Source organism: Rickettsia philipii str. 364D (assembly GCF_000283995.1).
GTDB classification, from domain to species: domain Bacteria; phylum Pseudomonadota; class Alphaproteobacteria; order Rickettsiales; family Rickettsiaceae; genus Rickettsia; species Rickettsia rickettsii.
In genome coordinates this window covers 1,054,136-1,070,410 of sequence record NC_016930.1, presented here as the reverse complement: position 1 = coordinate 1,070,410, position 16,275 = coordinate 1,054,136, and the positions used below count along the sequence as shown (strand labels likewise).

Below are 16,275 nucleotides of genomic sequence, written 5' to 3'. Positions count from 1 at the left end.
TTCATTGTCCTGTATATATATAGTAGCAGCAGAAGATGATCAAATAGTATCTAAATTTTCCATTTTACCTTTGCAAAAATTATTAAAAAACTCTAAGCTTATAGATGTAGCAGGCGGACATGTTAGTTATTTAATAAATGATAAACTAGATAAAAAGAAAATCCAAACTATAACTAAATTAGATCAAGAGTTCTTAAATGATTATAATAACCATCAAGATAAGCAAGAGCAACCGACAAACACCTATTGCTGGTTTAACTATAGATGAAAACGGTAAATATATTGAAGGATTGATGGTTATCTCTACTGCTGCTTATGCTCTTGGTAGAATCATGAGAGATGAGTTCCAAGAAAAAGAATTAAAAGATTTACCAAATTTTGTAGATAATAATAACAGCCTAATAGAGGAAGTATTTTTAGAAAGTGAGAGATATATTTTAAGGATAAAAAGCAAGATTCTTGAGTTAAAACTCTAGATTTAAAAATGATTAATCTTATGATTGATCTTGTAGTGCAGAAGTTAGAAATTGACAAAAAATATTTATTTAGCCGCTCTGAAATATGCTTAAGAAGAGTTACCTCGCATAAAAAGAAAAAAGATAAACCGGTAATTTATAATTTTGCTGCTCCTTCCTTAGAAATGTTTAATAGTTTTTTTCTAAGACCATTAGATTTTGTACGAAGTAATATAGAAAAATTTGACTCGGAATCAGCAATTGCCAAATATCTCGGTAAAGAAGATAAGCCGGATTCCATAGATGTTTTAAAGCATCAAGAACGTCTACAAGAACTGTTATCTCCATTTATGATGCAACCGACGCGTTGGTGTTCATCGCCGAGTCACTCTCTTGCGGTACTGCAAGCTGTTGCGATTAATTTGGTATGACCCTCTTGTCAGGAAAGCTTTTTGCTGTTAATGGTCCACCTGGTACAGGAAAACCACTATACTTTTTGATCTTATAGCAAATATCTATGTAGATCGTGCTTCATATTTAACAACTTTAGAAGATCCTAAGGAGGGGTTTCAAAATAAAAAATCTTCCTTACATACACCAAATTTTGATTATCATGTTAATTCTTTAAAATCGGAATTACAACCTTACGGTATGGTTGTTGCATCATCTAATAACAATGCCGTTGAAAATATATCTAAAGAAATATCGTTATATAGTAAAATAGATAAGCTATATCATAAAGATTTAAGTTATTTTAAATAACTTTTATTGAAAGAGGAAAAAGAGAAAGATAGGGGTATATTTGCTGCGGTGCTCGTTAATCATGGAAATAAAAAGAGATTTTCAAATAAGTTTTGGAAATATAAAGATGAAGAAGAAAACGATTATAAGAATGATGAAAAACATACAATGCTGTAATATCTTAATCTGCTAGTTAATAATAAATGTAAAGATAAAGCCCCTGCACATTTTAAACCTGAATATTGTAATTCTATAGATGAAATTAATAATGAATGGAAAGAAGCGTGTGCTGGTTTTAACAATTTATACAGTGAAATTCATGAAATTTATGAAAATATTGCATCAGTTATTGAATTTAATAAAAAGAAAAGAGAGTTAATTAAGGAAGAGGATTTAGGAGTGATATATGTAGAAAAAAAGAAGAGTAAAATGAGTTAGAATTAGAGCTTGATTATAAAAGCTCTAAAATACTTGAAATTGATTGTGAAATAAAATTATTAAATTTGGTTTTTTTTGAAAAAATTCATGCATTTTTTAAAACCGCAAAATACAATTCTTGCTATGAGCAAAAACGGGATTTAATTAAGCTAAAAAATAAATCTTCAGAAGAAATTGACCGGATAAAAACTGATATTAAGAATATTAAAGCTGCAATTAAGAAAATTGAAGCTTCTGTAGAAGAAATAAAACAGCTTAATGACGATATAAGCTTGGCTATCGTAAGTTTCAAAGATAAATATTGCAATATTAAGGATTTTGAAGAAGATTTATTTTGGAAAAATTGGCAAGAAAATTTTTAACTGACAAAATTGCTTGGCAAAATTTCTGTATGGTCATACCTGTTGTGTCTACAACTTTTTACTCATTCGATAAAATGTTGGCAACATCCGAACATAATGAAATTCCTTGGTTATTTATTGATGAAGCAGGGCAGATACCGCCAAAATACGCAGCTAGTGCTATTTACAAAATCGAAAAAAGTCGTAGTAGTTGGTGATCCGCTGCAAACAGATCCTATTTCTATATTAAAGCAAGATTTAATGCACAAATTATGTGAACATTTTAAGGTTTCATATCCTGAGTGGTCACCTTCGGAAGTTTCATTGCAAAACCTAGCTGACCGTAATTCTTTATATCAAACAAAAATAGATGATGTTACGGTTAGTGTCCCTTTATGAGTGCATAGAAGATGCCAAAATCTGATGTTTAAAATATGTAACAAAATAGCTTACGGTGACAAAATGATTTTTGCTACCTCTGACTGTAACTCTGATATTAGAACGATTTTAGGTACTTCAAAATGGATAGATATAAAAGATAATAAGGTTCAACGTTATAAATATGAATCGGAAGCCGAATTTCAAAAATTACTAGAGTTATTAAAACCAAGTATTAAAAGAGAAAAATGGGGATGATGTGCTCAAACAAATTTACATTATTACAATGTATAAAGATTACAGCAATCTATTCGTAGAAAAGTGAATGAAATATATGACGATTCAAGATATGAGAAAACAATTCAAGCATTTGGATATAAAAATATCGCCACTATTCATGCATTTCAAGGCACAGAAAACGATACGGTAATAATACTACTAGAAGCTCAGCATCCTCTTGATAAAGGTGCACGAAATATAATGACGCAAAAGCCAAACGTTTTAAACGTCGGTATTAGCAGAGCTAAAAATAACCTTTATATTATCGGTAGCCTTGAGATTTGGCTGAAACATAAATATATGCCGGAAATCTTATACTTAGATAGCACTACAAGAATTAAGTAAAAAATGAAAGAACAAAAATTATTTATAAATGATATGAATTATATAAATCAACACTTGGAAATACAGAAGGAGTACAAGGTTGGTGTTGGGGTTTGTGTCACAAATACGATAGTAGTTTACCTTATGTTTCTTGGCGTACTAATGAAGATATAAATGATATAAGAAGGATAGTTTCGTAAGGCGTAAATAATATATTTAATGAAGTAATAGATGGTTTGCGCAACATAAGTGATATAAAATTGGCTACCTTAGAGGAAGTAACACAATTAAAAGATTTAGTAGCAAATGATAAAGTAAAATTAGGATGTACCATGTGTAATAATGGTAGCACAGACTGTAGTAATAAAGAAGAAACGTTGAAATCTTTATATTTCCGACCCAACCCTTGAGCTTTATTTAAGTCCTCACTCAATTCTGGTAATAGGTGCAATTTTTATACACAAAAACTGAAAAATTTTGGTATAAACAATTAATTCTATTAAAAAAAATTTTTACAAAAAGTCCTCCAATCCCTTATTTTACGAGGAATAGCCCCTAGTTTGTATAGTGTACATATTGTTAGAAAAAAAATGACTAAAATTGGTGAAATTTGTAGAAAATAACTTATAAGTAACAGAAAATATTAGAGAAAAGTCTATCATAAACTAACATATGAATAGCATAGAACATATGAGTAGGTTTGTATTAAGAGCTAAAATCCTTGTTAAATCAAGGCAATAAGGCGATAATGTGTACTTACGAACCTAAATTTGAAATTCGGAAATCTTGATTACTCCTTGGCTTTTCCATTCGATCAACTACAAGAATTGGCTAACTGTCCAGACTGGCGGAGAGAGAGGGATTCGAACCCTCGATACGGTATGACCCATATAACGGTTTAGCAAACCGCCGCCTTCGGCCACTCGGCCATCTCTCCGGTTATGGCTTTACTTTATATCATCTAATAAGCAAAGTTTCTAGAATTATTTTATAATTTTTCTAACTAAATATATTTTCCGGCTTTACAGAATTGCCCATAATCAAAGCTTCCTTATCACATCCGGATAGCCCTTTAAAGTCCATATACCAATAACTAGGTAAATTATCCCAACTACGGAAATATTCAATATATTTGTAAAACTGTTTAGCCTTGGCTTCGAGAGTTTTAATATCCGTGTTATCATCACAAATATCAAAAAGTTGTTGGGTTATGTAATAAATAGCTTTAGTATCATTTTTATATTTATCTATTAAGTACTCTATAATTTCGATTCGCTTGTTTAAGCTAAGATTATAAGAGTCTGAAATTAACAATGTTCCAAAATTCTCACTATCACTACAGATGCTAAATAATATGTTCTGAATGTTCTCAAATAATTTCTGATATTGACAAAACTCTTATAGTCTTTTGGTTGGTATTCGGGAATATATTTTTGTAACGGAAAAATTGAGGTTATCTAAATTTTGATGAAAATTGTTTAATTCTTCAAAATATGCAGCCATAAAAATGATTGTACACTGAGTAATAAGAAAATCTACAAAATAAAATTGATGATATTGGAATATCTGCTACTAACTTGCTGTCTAGTTTTCTAATATCATTTACTATATCACCTATATATTTTAACTCTTCATCCGTGTGATCTACATATTTAATATTTAAATCTTCAAAGGTAATAACTTTACCTTCGGCTATTTTATCTATTATTGTATAGTTTTTAATTATAGGTTCTTCATAATTAGCAATAATATAAATTTTCGGATTATATATATCTTTGAAGTTATTTCGCAGCATATTTTTTACTGCTTTTACCGTATTTTGATTAAGCTCTAATATATGAGAATATTGGTAAGTAATAAACTTGCATGATCTATTTTATTAAAAGGAGCAACATACCATGTATATTCACCTTCTTTAATGTCTTTTTGGATAAGAGCAATATAACATTCTTCTTTTAAAAATGTATCATTAGTATCTGTTAAGGCTAAATAAAATCCTCTATTACCTTGTCTAAATAGCTCTGCCAATCACTAGTGAATAATTCTAGCAATTGCTTAAAAAAACTAAAACTAATTTGCATATAATTAATATTAAGTTAATTTAAAAACTTTATGAATCAGAAGTTATTAGAGTCAGTTATTGACTAATGTTATCTAAACAATGCTGTAGTTCTTCTAAATTACTTATATTACTTAACTTATATGGATAATTAATTTTCCGGAGCATATTTGTTAGTACGCTTCCTGCCCCTATTTCTACTATATGCGCGATTTCTAATTTGTGAAATAGTTCTAAAGTTTCACGCCATCTAACTCGCCCGCATATCTGAAGCATTAAATTTTGTTTGATTTCTGTAGGATCTAGAGTAGGTTTTGCGGTATAATTTTGGATTATCGGTATCAGAGGTTTATTAATTACAGCTTTATCAAGAGCTACTCGCATTTTTTCTTCTGCCGGCTTCATTAAGCTACAATGAAATGGAGCACTGACTTTCAGCTTTATCGCTTTATAACCTAAATCTTTAATTATACTAATAGCATGATCTATAGCTGTGGTCTTGCCGCTAATAACTATTTGTCCTTCGATGTTATCGTTGGCAATTTGGCATAAATTTATTTTGTTGATCTCTTCTAATATTTCTTCAAGTTTTTGAAGCGGAATATTGATACAAGCCGCCATGCTTCCCTCACCTTCAGGACATGCTTCCTGCATAGATGTACTACGTATATGAAGTAGTTTTGCTGCTGTCTCAAGGTTAATACTTTCGGTGCTACATAAAGCACTATATTCACCTAGCGAATGACCGGCAGCATAATCGCAAAGACTATCCAAACTTTTACCGGTTTCAGCTTTGATAATATTTATTATTGCCATAGATACTGCCATTAATGCCGGTTGTGCGTTAGTGGTTAAGGTAAGTTCTTCAGAAGGTCCATTAAAAATTATATCAGTGAGTTTTCGGTTTAGTACTTCATCAACGATTTGAAAAGTTTCTTTGGCGGGTTTAAAATTATCATAAAAATCTTTTCCCATGCCGATCAATTGCAACCCTTGACCGGGGAAGATAAAAGCTGTTTTCATATTTTGTATTATCGATTGAGTTTATTAATAGATTTTATTAAAATTTTCTAAAATAGTCAAATTATTTTAAGCATTTTAACACTGTTTTTCAATTTTTACGCTATATATAATTTTTACAAAAGTATTAATTTTTCTTAGATCTATAACTTGATTACTTCCAACTAGTACTATAAATTAAACTAAGAAAATATAAACAAGGAAATTAGTTATGAAGTTAAAAGAATATTTTAAAAAGTTAGAAAGTACAGCTTTTGGTCCGTGGCTTGCTGCATTTAAAAAATTATTTAGTAAAGAGGCATTAGAAGAGGCAATACTGAATATAAAACTAAAGGAATCTGAAAAGCAAGAGGTTAATAAAAAAGATTTAGTTATTTTATCTAATAATGTTATTGAAATTGGACAAAAAGATACAATAGCGCATGAAGTTTCAAGAGTTAACCAAGATAAAGAAAATATAGGTTTGGTATTTACTCTAATTACCAATATTCAATTAGAAAAATTTGCAGAATTTATCTCTAATTGACCGAAAAAACATAGTGAATTTAAGGATTACTTTCGTAGTGAAGAACAAAAAGATGGGTTTTTTAAAGAAGATGCTTATAAAAAAGTTGTTAATAAAGGTAAATTAGTTGAAAAATTCCAAAACTCATATAAATATAATTATGAAAAAATAGAACAAAATGTTCATGAATTACAAGCTTATTTAGATTCATATGAATATAATTGTGGTATTCTTAAATCTGATTTATTAAGGCATGATTATTATCATAATGCATAAATTATTATGCTATCTATTTTAGAAGTAGCGGTTTCAATAAAAATCTTATTAATTTTCTTATGACAATATCTATAAATGATTTAAATTTAAGATATAGGAGTTAAATTGAAATAAAAAATATTTAAGTTGAAATTCAAATAAATGTTACTACTATTATGTAGTATCTAACTAAATTCTGTGAAATTAATGATGTTTGATCAGTTAAATATCTTATATCCCCTGTTAATAAGTATTTTTATTTTTCTTGTTGTAGTTGTTATTTCTAAAATAACAAAGTATAAACAAGCCTTAAAAGAAAAAAATTTAAGTATTATTCCTTATGACCTTTTTCATAAGCATAATGCAGGGATGGTAATTGTTTAACCTTTCTATTTTAATTCTTGCTTTATTTTTAAAGAAACTTTCTAAAATTTTTAACATAAGACGCTATTTAAATATATGTGCGTCTTAATAGTCTATTATATTTAATATAGCAGCTACTAATTGAGAGATTGATCGCAAGTTTGTTTGGCTATTTCATACCAGCAATTTTTAGGAGTGGTAGATTTATTACTAAAACCGCATATAATCAGCCTGTCTTTAGCTCTTGTCATTGCAACGTAGAGTAGTCTTATATATTCTTGCAAATCTTTTAATTTTTCAGCTTCTTTCAGCTCTTGCAAAAACTCAGGAGTATCGGCAGCATTAGCAGAGAAAAACATTTCTCCTTTATCATCCCAAATAAATTTATTGCTGCTTATCGGTAAAGTAGTAGAATCGCATAATATAACAATAGGAGTTTCAAGCCCTTTAGAGCCGTGGACGGTCATTACTCTTATTTTGTCTGAATGCTCTATATCACGTTTAATATAGATATCGTTATTCTCAAACCAAGCAACGAATCCTTGCAGTGAATTATCTATATCATTTGCATAGTTTTTGCTTAATGTTAATAGCTCATTTATCATATCATCACTATCATCATCGTAAAGCTCTCGTAAATTTAGATTATGTACCACTAAATCAAAGAAGTTCTCAACAATCGATATTTTATAAATTGCAATTAGAGAATCTAACTTATTATATATCTCCTCATGTGAAGAGAGTATATCCCATAAGCTATTCTCACTTTTATTTACAAGAAGTGCGTATAATTGCTGCTCGCTTATTCCAATAATCGGTGATTTTAGTAAACCGGCAAGATTTAAATCATCATCAGGTAGTAACACAAATTTAGCTAATGAAATTAAATCCATTATAGTTAGATTTTCCTTAAGGTTCATTCTATCGCTTACCTCAACTTTAAGCTTAGCTTTGCTAAGTTCTTTGATCAGATTATTACTAAATTCATCTCTCTTTCTGACTAATATCATGAAATCTTTTTCAGATATTCTGTTTGCAGTAGACGGTAAAATTTCTTCGCTTTCTATTTGTTCTTTTATAAAATTTACGATTTTTTCTATGAGTAAATCGGCAGCAGATTTAGAATTTTCATAATCTTCAGGTAGTGCCCAAAAAAGCTCTTCTTGTTTTTCACTCGTCACTAATGGCCAGACCGTTACAGAGCCTTGATGTGTACGAAATGAGGATATTAAAGGATTATTCGCAAGGAATAAACTCGGGTAATTGGATTTTATATTTTTTAAAACATTATAAGTAAATTGTAAAATCTCTGTACATGATCTATAAGAATATTCAAGGGTGATATTTTTGAATTTCTTATTAGCATTTGTAAGATTTGCTTTTAGTCGCTCATTTACTAAGTTGAAATTACGAAGATCAGCCCCTTGAAAACTGAAGATCGATTGTTTATCATCGCCGACTATGAAAACACTATTATTTGGCCTCTCTACAGCATTAAACTCTGTTATTAAAGTAGTAATAATATTCCACTGCGAGAGGCTTGTGTCTTGTGCTTCATCGACAAGAATATGATTTATCTCGCTTTCAAGCTTATGCAGCAACCACTTATGAGTAGTTTTATTATTTAGTAATTTCTCGGTGTAGTAAATTAAATCGTCGTAATCGAGTAAATTATTTTCTTCCTTATATGAATCGTATTTTTTTAAAATAATATGCGCAAGTTTAGTAAGTAAGTTCGTATGATATTCTAGCTCTTCTATGCGACGCAGCTCATCTAATCGGTAAATTTCAGAGGTAATTTTTTCTAGCTCTAGTAATAATTTAGGATATTTCCTTATTAATTCTTTCGATAAAAGGCTTTTTCGTTTTTTCCCATCTTTGGTAAAAAAAATTTCTTTCGGTGCTATCTCCACATCATACTCGGCAAATAAGTTTTTTACCTTATCGTAAATATTATTTAATTCCCCTAACGCTAATCTTTTATTAGATATTTCTTTGGGAATTTGCTTATTTATAAATAACTTTCTGAATTTAATTTGCTGCTCGATTATCTCGGTAAAAATATCTTGCAGAGTTATTTCATGAAATCGGTTAAGTAAAATTTTCATTAAGTCATTATGTTCATCGCTTAAGTAAATTTCGTTTCTGATATTTAGGAAGATATCTTGTAATTTAGTTTCTTCAAGGATTGTAAATTCTGGTGTTATGCCGGCTTCTAAGGGAAAAGTGTTAAGGATTTTTTGACAAAAAGCATGTATTGTATAGATATTTAAAAGCTTATTGCTATTTAGTATTTTATCATATAAAGTTTTTGCGTTTTCTGTGTCTTGCGGCGATGGCTTATTGCCGCTCATTAAGAAAAGTGCTGCTTCTAGTTTCTCGGCGTTGCAAAGAGAAAGATATTTAAGTCTGCTATTAATCCTTACTTGCATCTCTATAGCTGCAGCATTAGTAAAAGTAAGGCATAAAATATTGGAAGGCTCTACGCCCGTTATTAACAGACGTAAAAATCGATCGGTTAGGATTTTGGTTTTACCGGTACCGGCAGATGCCGATACCCAAACGGAGTAATTAGGATCGGATGCGTCTCTTTGTAAGTCACTCATTTATGTATCGATTTTCTACTGTTACCCCGTGGCTTGACCACGGGGTCCAGTCTTTTTAATTATTTTTCTGGATCTCGCTACAAGCTCGCGGGATGACATCCACAGCCATATAACGACGCCGATAAATTACATATATTACGATTAAAGAAATAGCAAGTCCAAACCAAGTTAGGGCGTATTCTAAATGGTCATTTCTGATTGCTGCTAAATGATTTATTGCAAGAGGTAATAAAATATCTAGATTGCTAATATCTTTTCCTTCCGCAATAATATAAAAATTCTCAAGATCTAAGCCTAACACTTTGGATGTTTCTTTTAAATTTAGCGTTAGCCACACATTATTTTTTATATCATTAGCAGGTAAGTAGATACGAGTTTTTTCTGATGGCATGGTAACACCTATAATCTCGTGCTGCCGGTCGGTTGTAGCTTGCGTGATAATATTTTTATTGCGATTACTGAACCAACCTCGTGCTACTAAAATAACTTTATCTTCTATGGTTTTAAAAGGAGTAACTAAATAATATCCGTCTTTTTCACTCGACATTGACCTTCTACCGTATAAATATATGTCTTTATTAGGCAAAAATTGACCGGTAATTTTTACTTTGTGATAAGGTAAACCGTCTTGAATTTCTGCTAAATTAATTGCAGGTGAAGTTAGGTTAGCTTGCATTGAAGCTAAAAATAATTTCTTTTCTTTTAAACGACTAAGCTGCCAAAAGCCTAAAGAGATAAGTATTGTAAAGGTTATAAATACAAGAAAATTTGTTTTCATAGATAAGGGGATTATTGATAATCGTTATTGCGAGCGACTAAAAGGAGCGTGGCAATCTCATGAAATAATATAAAATTCCTGAGATTGCCACGTCGAGGCTTTGCCTCTCCTCGCAATGACGTTTTACTAAGCAGTTTTTAAAATCCTACTGAGAAACTCTTTATGTTTTTGCAGCTCTTCTTTTGTAGGTTTAATAACAATAGTAGTTTGTTCTGTTTTGTTATTTACTTGATTAGTTGCTAAATTATTTATTACGGCAGATTTATCAACCATTTTAAAAGCGGATTGTCTACCGCCCATTAACTCTACATATACTTCTGCAAGTAATGCGGCATCTTTCAAAGCTCCGTGAAGCTGCCTACCTGAATTATCAACTTTAAATCTTTTACATAATGCATCAAGATTATATTTTGAGCCTGGAAATATGCTTCTAGCCATTACTAAAGTATCAATAGTATTTGCTAGTTCCAAGAGTTTAATGTCGGTTCTTTTTAATAATGATAATTCATGATTTAGAAATTTAATATCGAAAGGAGCATTATGAATAATCAGTTTGCTATCTGAAATAAACTCTAAAAAATCATCGGCTATTGTATGAAATAGAGGCTTGTCTTTTAAAAATTCGCCGGATATGCCATGAATTCTATAAGCCTCAAACGGCATATCTCGCTCGGGATTAATATAAAAATGAAAATTCCTGCCTGTTAATACCTTATTTACCATCTCAATAGCACCGATCTCAACGATTCGATGACCTTGTCGTGGGTCAAGTCCCGTAGTCTCGGTATCTAAAATTATTTCTCTTAAACTCGACATTCCAAATCCTTTATTAGTTTCGCTATTTGTTTTTCCAAGTCTAACATATCAACGCCGCTATTTATAGCAAAATCTGCTTTTGCTATTTTGCTCTCTTGTGATAGTTGAATTTCTTTGATTTTATTATAAATTTCTATATCAAACGAAGATCTCGTTATTGCTCTTTGCATTCTTCTTTCTTCAGAGCAGTATATTGTTACGACAAAATCAAAATATTTCTCAAATTTAGCTTCATAAAGCAGCGGTATTTCGGCAAAGCCAAATTTGGAATTAGCATTTTCTTTTTGAAATAAAATGAGTTTATCTATTAGTAAAGGGTAAATAAAATTTTGTAGTTTTTCTCTAGCTAGGTCGTTATTGTAAATTAAATTACTGATTTTTCTAATATTGAACGACTCAAGTTCAGGTAGTAATTTTAAAATCTGAGTTTGCAAAACTACATCTTGATATAATTCTTTTATGCATCTATCGGCACAAAAAGTTTTATATCCTTTTTCTGCTAAATAATCCAACATAAAAGTTTTACCCGATGCATAGCTACCGGTAATACCTATTGCTAACATTTTGTTATAAAAATTTTATGTTCATTAGCGAGTTTTATAGTTAATTCCTCTTCGACTATAATTACGTTATTTTTTTGAATCGCTACCCCTTTGTAATTATATTTAGCAAGATTCTTTATAGTATTAGGACCGATCGTCGGCATATCTAGTCTATTATCTTGACCTAATTTCGCTATTTTTACTAATACTCCTCCATGAGGATTTTTACGTAAATCTGCACATCTCGTTATTAAATTATCCGTTCCTTCGGCAGCCTCTATACCAAGTATATAGCCACTTTCAACTATAACCGATTGTGCGATATCGAATGCACTTAGATGATTCAATAATTTTATTCCAAGCTCAATATCATTTTTATCTGAACTTATAGGGTTAGTATCGGTTATAATATTGGAGTTACCTTGTTGATTTTTATATATTTCATTACTTGAAATTACCTTGAAACCGTAACTTTCAAAAAAATCCGCTACTATTTTTAGCAAACTATCATCTCCTCGAATTTTTTGCCCAACTATTTTGAAAAGCAATAAACCGCCTATTTTATCTACGGCTAAATTTTTAAAATTTGGTCTATTAACTCCACCGATAAAAATAATATTTTTTACCTTATGCTCCTTAAAATATTTTATAGCTTCCCCGACCATACCGATTTTTAAAATCTTATATTCAAAATCTTTAATTTGCTCTATATCAGTTTCGTCTTTAATTGCTGCGATATAGCAATTACCGCCTTGCTTTGTATAATTACCTGCTATTAAGTAAGGTAATGAACCTCTGCCGGCGATAATTCCAAGATTTGGTAGCATAATTAAGTTTTTAATTTAGAATTCTAACCATTTATTATAAGTCCATTTTTAATATAAATCTAGAATTCTTATTTGACCTTTACATTTTAATCAAATTAAGGCATAATATTTGGTGCTAATATAGCTATAGTAATAAACGTAATTTAGAATAGAGGTTGCGGACTCGGGGGCAGTACCCGACGCCTCCACCAAAACTTTCTAAATAACTTGCTCCTAAAGGTAATTTGTACGTCGATCCGGTATTCGCATCCTCACGTTACTTGCGTGTACCCTGCGGTTCTGCGTTCCGTGTCGCCTTCAAATTTCTCTTTATTCGCTATGTCATTTAGAAAAGTTTAAATATGTCATAACTCTTAAAGAGTAGACAATACGAAGTTCATCGAGTATTTTTTGGGGGCGAAATAGGATCGACGTGCCTAATAAAAAGATTGCTTTTACTCGGGATGATTCCGCCGATGGCTTGTGCCATATGGGTCAAAACAAAGAAACGCAAACGATAATAATCGTTCTGTAGGTCGTTTAGCTTTAGCAGCTTAATCCTACGCGGCTGGAGGGTGTGCCGGGCAACAGAAAAACCCTCACTTATACTTGTTTAATTTGAAAAATTGGCATTGCCTAAAAACGGTTGATCTTGTCATTGCAGGCGAACGTAGAGAATGTGGCAATCTCATAAAGTAGGACTTCTGAGATTGTTTAGTCAAAACTTACAGTTTTTCCTTGCAATGACTTAAACTGTTCAAATTAAACTTCGTCGACCTATTTTTATTTATTTTTCTCGTATGAATATTGAATATAAAAAATTTGTGTATGAATATATGCTAGAATTTGTGAAAAAAATTCTAACAAAAATTCAGCATGAAAATTTATATTGGGATCAGTTAATATACATATCGTACAGAACCGATAATCCTGCGGTAATTTTACCTTCAAAAGTTAAACAGGCATATCCGAAACAGATAACAATAGTACTGCAATATCAGTTTGAAAATTTAATAGTAAATGATACGGGCTTTTCTTTAACGGTAAGTTTTGACGGTGTTAAAGAAATAATTTACGTACCTTTTGATGCACTTATTAGCTTTGTTGATTCCAATAATAATTACAGTCTCACTTTTAGTCAGTCGTTAAATATACATGAAAATCCTCAACATGAAGAGGCAATAAGTAATAATAAAAGTTATCAGACTTCATCATCTTCAAGTCCAAATGTTATAATGTTAGATAAGTTTCGTAATTCTTCTAAACCTAGTTAATGCATATTATGGATTCAAAAGTATTGATATATACTGATGGTGCATGTGCGGGTAATCCAGGTCCCGGAGGGTGGGGAGCTTTGCTTCAATTTAATGATACTAGCAAAGAAGTATTTGGGTATGAGTTAGATACGACTAATAATCGTATGGAAATTACGGCAGCACTTGAAGCCTTGAGGATTTTAAAAAAATCTTGTAATGTTGAGATTTATACCGATAGTAAATATTTGCAACAAGGAATTACCGCTTGGATTCATAATTGGATAAAAAATAATTGGTGTAAAAGCAACAATGAACCCGTTAAAAATGCCGATTTATGGCAAAAATTATACGCAGAATTGAGTAAACATACTATTATTTGGAAATGGGTAAAAGGTCATGCAAATAATAGCGGTAATATTGCTGCCGATAAACTTGCAGTGCAAGGAAGAGAAACTGCTATAGAAATTTTAAAATGTCGTGGATAGATAAGTGTTTTATTACTTTTTTTCACAAAAAAGTAGGAGAAGATGAGTTTTTGAATCAATATTATGAAAGCCGTAATATTGATTATTTAGGGCGTCCAAGGAGGTTTGTTATTTATAAAAATGTAAATGAACCTACAAAAATTCCGCCAAGTTGGCACGCTTGGTTACATCATTTAGTAAATGAGATACCAAAAAATATTCAGCTTTTTCCATGGCAAAAGAATAATAAAATAGTTAAAAAGCTGCCTAAAACATCAAATCTTAAATATAATAGATGGCAACCGTAATTAATAAAATATAAAAAACAATGCAACAGAACATTATTGAAACAATTATAGGCTTTGTAGTATTAATTATTGCTTTGCTATTTTTGATTTTTGCTTACAAAACAGGTAGTTCTATAACTAGCTCAAAAGGATATCAGGTAACTGCTCATTTCCAAAGTGCGGAAGGGATAGCAGTTGGAAGCGACGTAATGATTTCAGGTATAAAAATCGGTAGTGTAAAGCAAATTACTTTAGATCCAAATAGTTTTGATGCAAGTGTATATCTAAATATTAATGATGATGTTAAAATACCTAAAGATTCTAAAGCCCAAGTAGTCACCAGCGGGTTACTTGGAGGTAAATATATTTCAATTGTACCAGGTAATGACGATGAAAATTTAGCGGCTAATGAAGAGATAAAATATACTCAATCAGCAATTAATATTGAATCATTAATTAACAAAATTGTTTCTTCATTCGGTAGTAAGTAGAAGTAATACGAAATAAAAAATCATTAAATTTAGCCGAATCTAGTTTAGATTCGGTTTTTTTATTGTTTAAGCTATTGTAAAGTTCTTATAAGAGGAGCATCGTATAAGTTTTGTAGGCAAAATAATTTGCTTAACAAAATGTAAACTAATAAAGGAGTAAATTATGAAAGAATCAAATTCAAACTCTGCTAAAGCAGATGTCGAAGGTATCAAAAAAGATATTGAAAGCTTAGTGTCAAGATTACGTAATTTAAAAGGTAATCCGGAGATATTCTAGATGAGCAGTTAGGTAATTTATCATCCCGTTATGGAACATTATAAAGATAAAGGAATGGATAAAGGTAAAGCTAATGTAGCGGATTTATGTGAGTCGACACGTGACCACCCTTTGCGGAATCTCGCTTACGCTTTTGGTGTAGGTGTATTGCTCGCTATTCTTATGAAATAGGTAATTCCATGTTAAAATCTCTAATATATGAATTATTAAAAAGTAGCATTAAGCAAGAAGAGAAATCTGATGGCAAACCATTTGTCTATTTTTTTAATATTCTAGGTTTAGTTTTAATAATTATTGCTAATTATTGTTATTGTTCGGATAGTCTGGAATTTTATTTTCTTATGCAAAGCGGAATAATTTCTATTATATCTTCTATGGTTATTGAAGCTGTGAGATGTTATTTAAAATACAAAAATAGATATTGTACTTTAGATTGTTTAAGATCAAAAAGTAGAGAGTTAGTAGAGAGCATCAGTACGTCGTTTACTGACTTAGTCTCAACTAAGACCTTAATAAGATATGTACCTACGATAATTCGCTATGTTCCAAGTACCGTACTGACATTTTTAGTATGTACTTATATTAAAAGAAAATTCTTAAAAAATGTTACATATCCACTTTTAGGTAAGTAGTAATGTATCTCTCGGTTTAGGTAACTCTAAACCGAGCTTTAAATAACTCTGTCTTACTTAAAAATATAGTTTCAATATTAAGCTCTTGATACTGCATTTGGTAAGGTTCGCTTATACGACTTCGTTAAGCTCACTCTTAAATTTGTTATTTGAGTGTCTGAT

General features: G+C 30.7%; 24 protein-coding genes, 1 tRNA gene, 1 other RNA gene and 1 pseudogene. 17 read left to right on the top strand and 10 right to left on the bottom strand.

Annotated elements, in window-relative coordinates; all coding sequences use genetic code 11:
* The first annotated feature begins 4 nt into the window (after window positions 1–4).
* The 9 genes from RSA_RS09100 to RSA_RS05605 all read left to right on the top strand — a co-directional run bounded on the left by RSA_RS09100 (window position 5) and on the right by RSA_RS05605 (window position 2,977).
* Window positions 5–268: an alpha/beta hydrolase family protein gene (locus RSA_RS09100; protein WP_014363244.1), complete on the top strand. Its 264-nt coding sequence runs from the start codon at window positions 5–7 to the stop codon at window positions 266–268.
* On the top strand, window positions 198–476 hold the full coding sequence (locus tag RSA_RS05630) for a cytochrome P450 (protein ID WP_231284223.1): 279 nt from the start codon (window positions 198–200) through the stop codon (window positions 474–476). Before RSA_RS09100 ends, RSA_RS05630 begins: the two co-directional genes overlap by 71 nt.
* A 20-nt stretch (window positions 477–496) precedes the next feature.
* Window positions 497–886 (top strand): hypothetical protein, encoded by a 390-nt coding sequence (locus tag RSA_RS05625; RefSeq protein ID WP_231284222.1) that lies wholly within the window; start codon window positions 497–499, stop codon window positions 884–886.
* A 337-nt stretch (window positions 887–1,223) separates the two neighbouring features.
* On the top strand, window positions 1,224–1,373 hold the full coding sequence (locus RSA_RS09095; protein ID WP_014364983.1) for a hypothetical protein: 150 nt from the start codon (window positions 1,224–1,226) through the stop codon (window positions 1,371–1,373).
* Window positions 1,374–1,699: 326 nt separating this feature from the next.
* Window positions 1,700–1,996: a hypothetical protein gene (locus RSA_RS05620; RefSeq protein WP_012262572.1), complete on the top strand. Its 297-nt coding sequence runs from the start codon at window positions 1,700–1,702 to the stop codon at window positions 1,994–1,996.
* Window positions 1,978–2,193 (top strand): hypothetical protein, encoded by a 216-nt coding sequence (locus tag RSA_RS09745; protein ID WP_231284221.1) that lies wholly within the window; start codon window positions 1,978–1,980, stop codon window positions 2,191–2,193. The genes RSA_RS05620 and RSA_RS09745 overlap by 19 nt, the downstream gene beginning before the upstream one ends.
* Window positions 2,153–2,374 (top strand): hypothetical protein, encoded by a 222-nt coding sequence (locus tag RSA_RS09740; protein ID WP_231284220.1) that lies wholly within the window; start codon window positions 2,153–2,155, stop codon window positions 2,372–2,374. Before RSA_RS09745 ends, RSA_RS09740 begins: the two co-directional genes overlap by 41 nt.
* 24 nt (window positions 2,375–2,398) lie before the next feature.
* Entirely contained in the window at window positions 2,399–2,611 is a 213-nt protein-coding gene (locus RSA_RS05610; protein WP_041471938.1) for a hypothetical protein, read from the top strand.
* A 63-nt stretch (window positions 2,612–2,674) separates the two neighbouring features.
* The gene (locus RSA_RS05605; protein WP_230453745.1) at window positions 2,675–2,977 is read left to right on the top strand and encodes an AAA domain-containing protein; all 303 of its coding nucleotides are present in this window, start codon (window positions 2,675–2,677) and stop codon (window positions 2,975–2,977) included.
* Between the two features lie 824 nt (window positions 2,978–3,801).
* Here RSA_RS05605 and RSA_RS05600 read toward each other — a convergent pair.
* The 5 genes from RSA_RS05600 to fabD form a co-directional block, all read right to left on the bottom strand.
* Window positions 3,802–3,893 (bottom strand) — tRNA-Ser (locus RSA_RS05600).
* Window positions 3,894–3,955: 62 nt separating this feature from the next.
* Window positions 3,956–4,270 carry a hypothetical protein gene (locus RSA_RS05595; RefSeq protein ID WP_014364982.1) on the bottom strand — a complete coding sequence of 105 codons (315 nt, stop codon included), beginning with the start codon at window positions 4,268–4,270 and terminating at the stop codon, window positions 3,956–3,958.
* Between the two features lie 172 nt (window positions 4,271–4,442).
* Window positions 4,443–4,751: a hypothetical protein gene (locus RSA_RS05585; protein ID WP_012151248.1), complete on the bottom strand. Its 309-nt coding sequence runs from the start codon at window positions 4,749–4,751 to the stop codon at window positions 4,443–4,445.
* A 35-nt stretch (window positions 4,752–4,786) separates the two neighbouring features.
* Window positions 4,787–4,984 carry a hypothetical protein gene (locus RSA_RS05580; RefSeq protein WP_012151247.1) on the bottom strand — a complete coding sequence of 66 codons (198 nt, stop codon included), beginning with the start codon at window positions 4,982–4,984 and terminating at the stop codon, window positions 4,787–4,789.
* Window positions 4,985–5,093: 109 nt separating this feature from the next.
* Window positions 5,094–6,038, bottom strand: coding sequence for an ACP S-malonyltransferase (fabD, locus tag RSA_RS05575; RefSeq protein WP_012736481.1), 945 nt, complete (start codon window positions 6,036–6,038; stop codon window positions 5,094–5,096).
* 208 nt (window positions 6,039–6,246) lie between these two features.
* Between fabD and RSA_RS05570 the strand changes: the two genes are divergently transcribed.
* On the top strand, window positions 6,247–6,561 hold the full coding sequence (locus RSA_RS05570) for a hypothetical protein (protein WP_014364981.1): 315 nt from the start codon (window positions 6,247–6,249) through the stop codon (window positions 6,559–6,561).
* Between the two features lie 734 nt (window positions 6,562–7,295).
* Here the strand turns inward: RSA_RS05570 and RSA_RS05565 are convergent.
* The 5 genes from RSA_RS05565 to RSA_RS05545 form a co-directional block, all read right to left on the bottom strand.
* A complete protein-coding gene (locus tag RSA_RS05565; RefSeq protein ID WP_014364980.1) occupies window positions 7,296–9,764 on the bottom strand; it encodes a UvrD-helicase domain-containing protein in 2,469 nt (822 codons plus the stop codon).
* Between the two features lie 55 nt (window positions 9,765–9,819).
* Window positions 9,820–10,542, bottom strand: a complete 723-nt coding sequence (locus RSA_RS05560; protein ID WP_014364979.1) for an SURF1 family protein — start codon at window positions 10,540–10,542, stop codon at window positions 9,820–9,822.
* A gap of 126 nt (window positions 10,543–10,668) precedes the next feature.
* Window positions 10,669–11,358 carry a DNA polymerase III subunit epsilon gene (dnaQ, locus tag RSA_RS05555; RefSeq protein ID WP_004997573.1) on the bottom strand — a complete coding sequence of 230 codons (690 nt, stop codon included), beginning with the start codon at window positions 11,356–11,358 and terminating at the stop codon, window positions 10,669–10,671.
* On the bottom strand, window positions 11,346–11,921 hold the full coding sequence (gene coaE, locus RSA_RS05550) for a dephospho-CoA kinase (protein ID WP_012151240.1): 576 nt from the start codon (window positions 11,919–11,921) through the stop codon (window positions 11,346–11,348). Before coaE ends, dnaQ begins: the two co-directional genes overlap by 13 nt.
* Window positions 11,915–12,727, bottom strand: coding sequence for an LpxI family protein (locus tag RSA_RS05545; protein WP_014364978.1), 813 nt, complete (start codon window positions 12,725–12,727; stop codon window positions 11,915–11,917). Before RSA_RS05545 ends, coaE begins: the two co-directional genes overlap by 7 nt.
* A 74-nt stretch (window positions 12,728–12,801) precedes the next feature.
* On the opposite strand from RSA_RS05545, the gene ssrA reads away from it, so the two are divergent.
* The 7 genes and pseudogenes from ssrA to RSA_RS05515 all read left to right on the top strand — a co-directional run bounded on the left by ssrA (window position 12,802) and on the right by RSA_RS05515 (window position 16,113).
* Window positions 12,802–13,310, top strand: a transfer-messenger RNA (tmRNA) gene (gene ssrA / locus RSA_RS08015).
* A 196-nt stretch (window positions 13,311–13,506) separates the two neighbouring features.
* Window positions 13,507–13,980 (top strand): SspB family protein, encoded by a 474-nt coding sequence (locus RSA_RS05540; RefSeq protein ID WP_014364977.1) that lies wholly within the window; start codon window positions 13,507–13,509, stop codon window positions 13,978–13,980.
* On the top strand, window positions 13,980–14,447 hold the full coding sequence (gene rnhA / locus RSA_RS05535; protein ID WP_014363236.1) for a ribonuclease HI: 468 nt from the start codon (window positions 13,980–13,982) through the stop codon (window positions 14,445–14,447). The genes RSA_RS05540 and rnhA overlap by 1 nt, the downstream gene beginning before the upstream one ends.
* Window positions 14,435–14,734: an NADH-ubiquinone oxidoreductase subunit NDUFA12 family protein gene (locus RSA_RS05530; protein WP_004997578.1), complete on the top strand. Its 300-nt coding sequence runs from the start codon at window positions 14,435–14,437 to the stop codon at window positions 14,732–14,734. Before rnhA ends, RSA_RS05530 begins: the two co-directional genes overlap by 13 nt.
* A 20-nt stretch (window positions 14,735–14,754) precedes the next feature.
* Window positions 14,755–15,204 carry an outer membrane lipid asymmetry maintenance protein MlaD gene (gene mlaD / locus RSA_RS05525; protein WP_004997581.1) on the top strand — a complete coding sequence of 150 codons (450 nt, stop codon included), beginning with the start codon at window positions 14,755–14,757 and terminating at the stop codon, window positions 15,202–15,204.
* Window positions 15,205–15,367: 163 nt separating this feature from the next.
* Window positions 15,368–15,652, top strand: a pseudogene (locus RSA_RS10350) (hypothetical protein).
* An 8-nt stretch (window positions 15,653–15,660) separates the two neighbouring features.
* Complete coding sequence (locus RSA_RS05515) at window positions 15,661–16,113, top strand: hypothetical protein (RefSeq protein ID WP_014364976.1); 453 nt, start codon at window positions 15,661–15,663, stop codon at window positions 16,111–16,113.
* The last annotated feature ends 162 nt before the right edge of the window (window positions 16,114–16,275 follow it).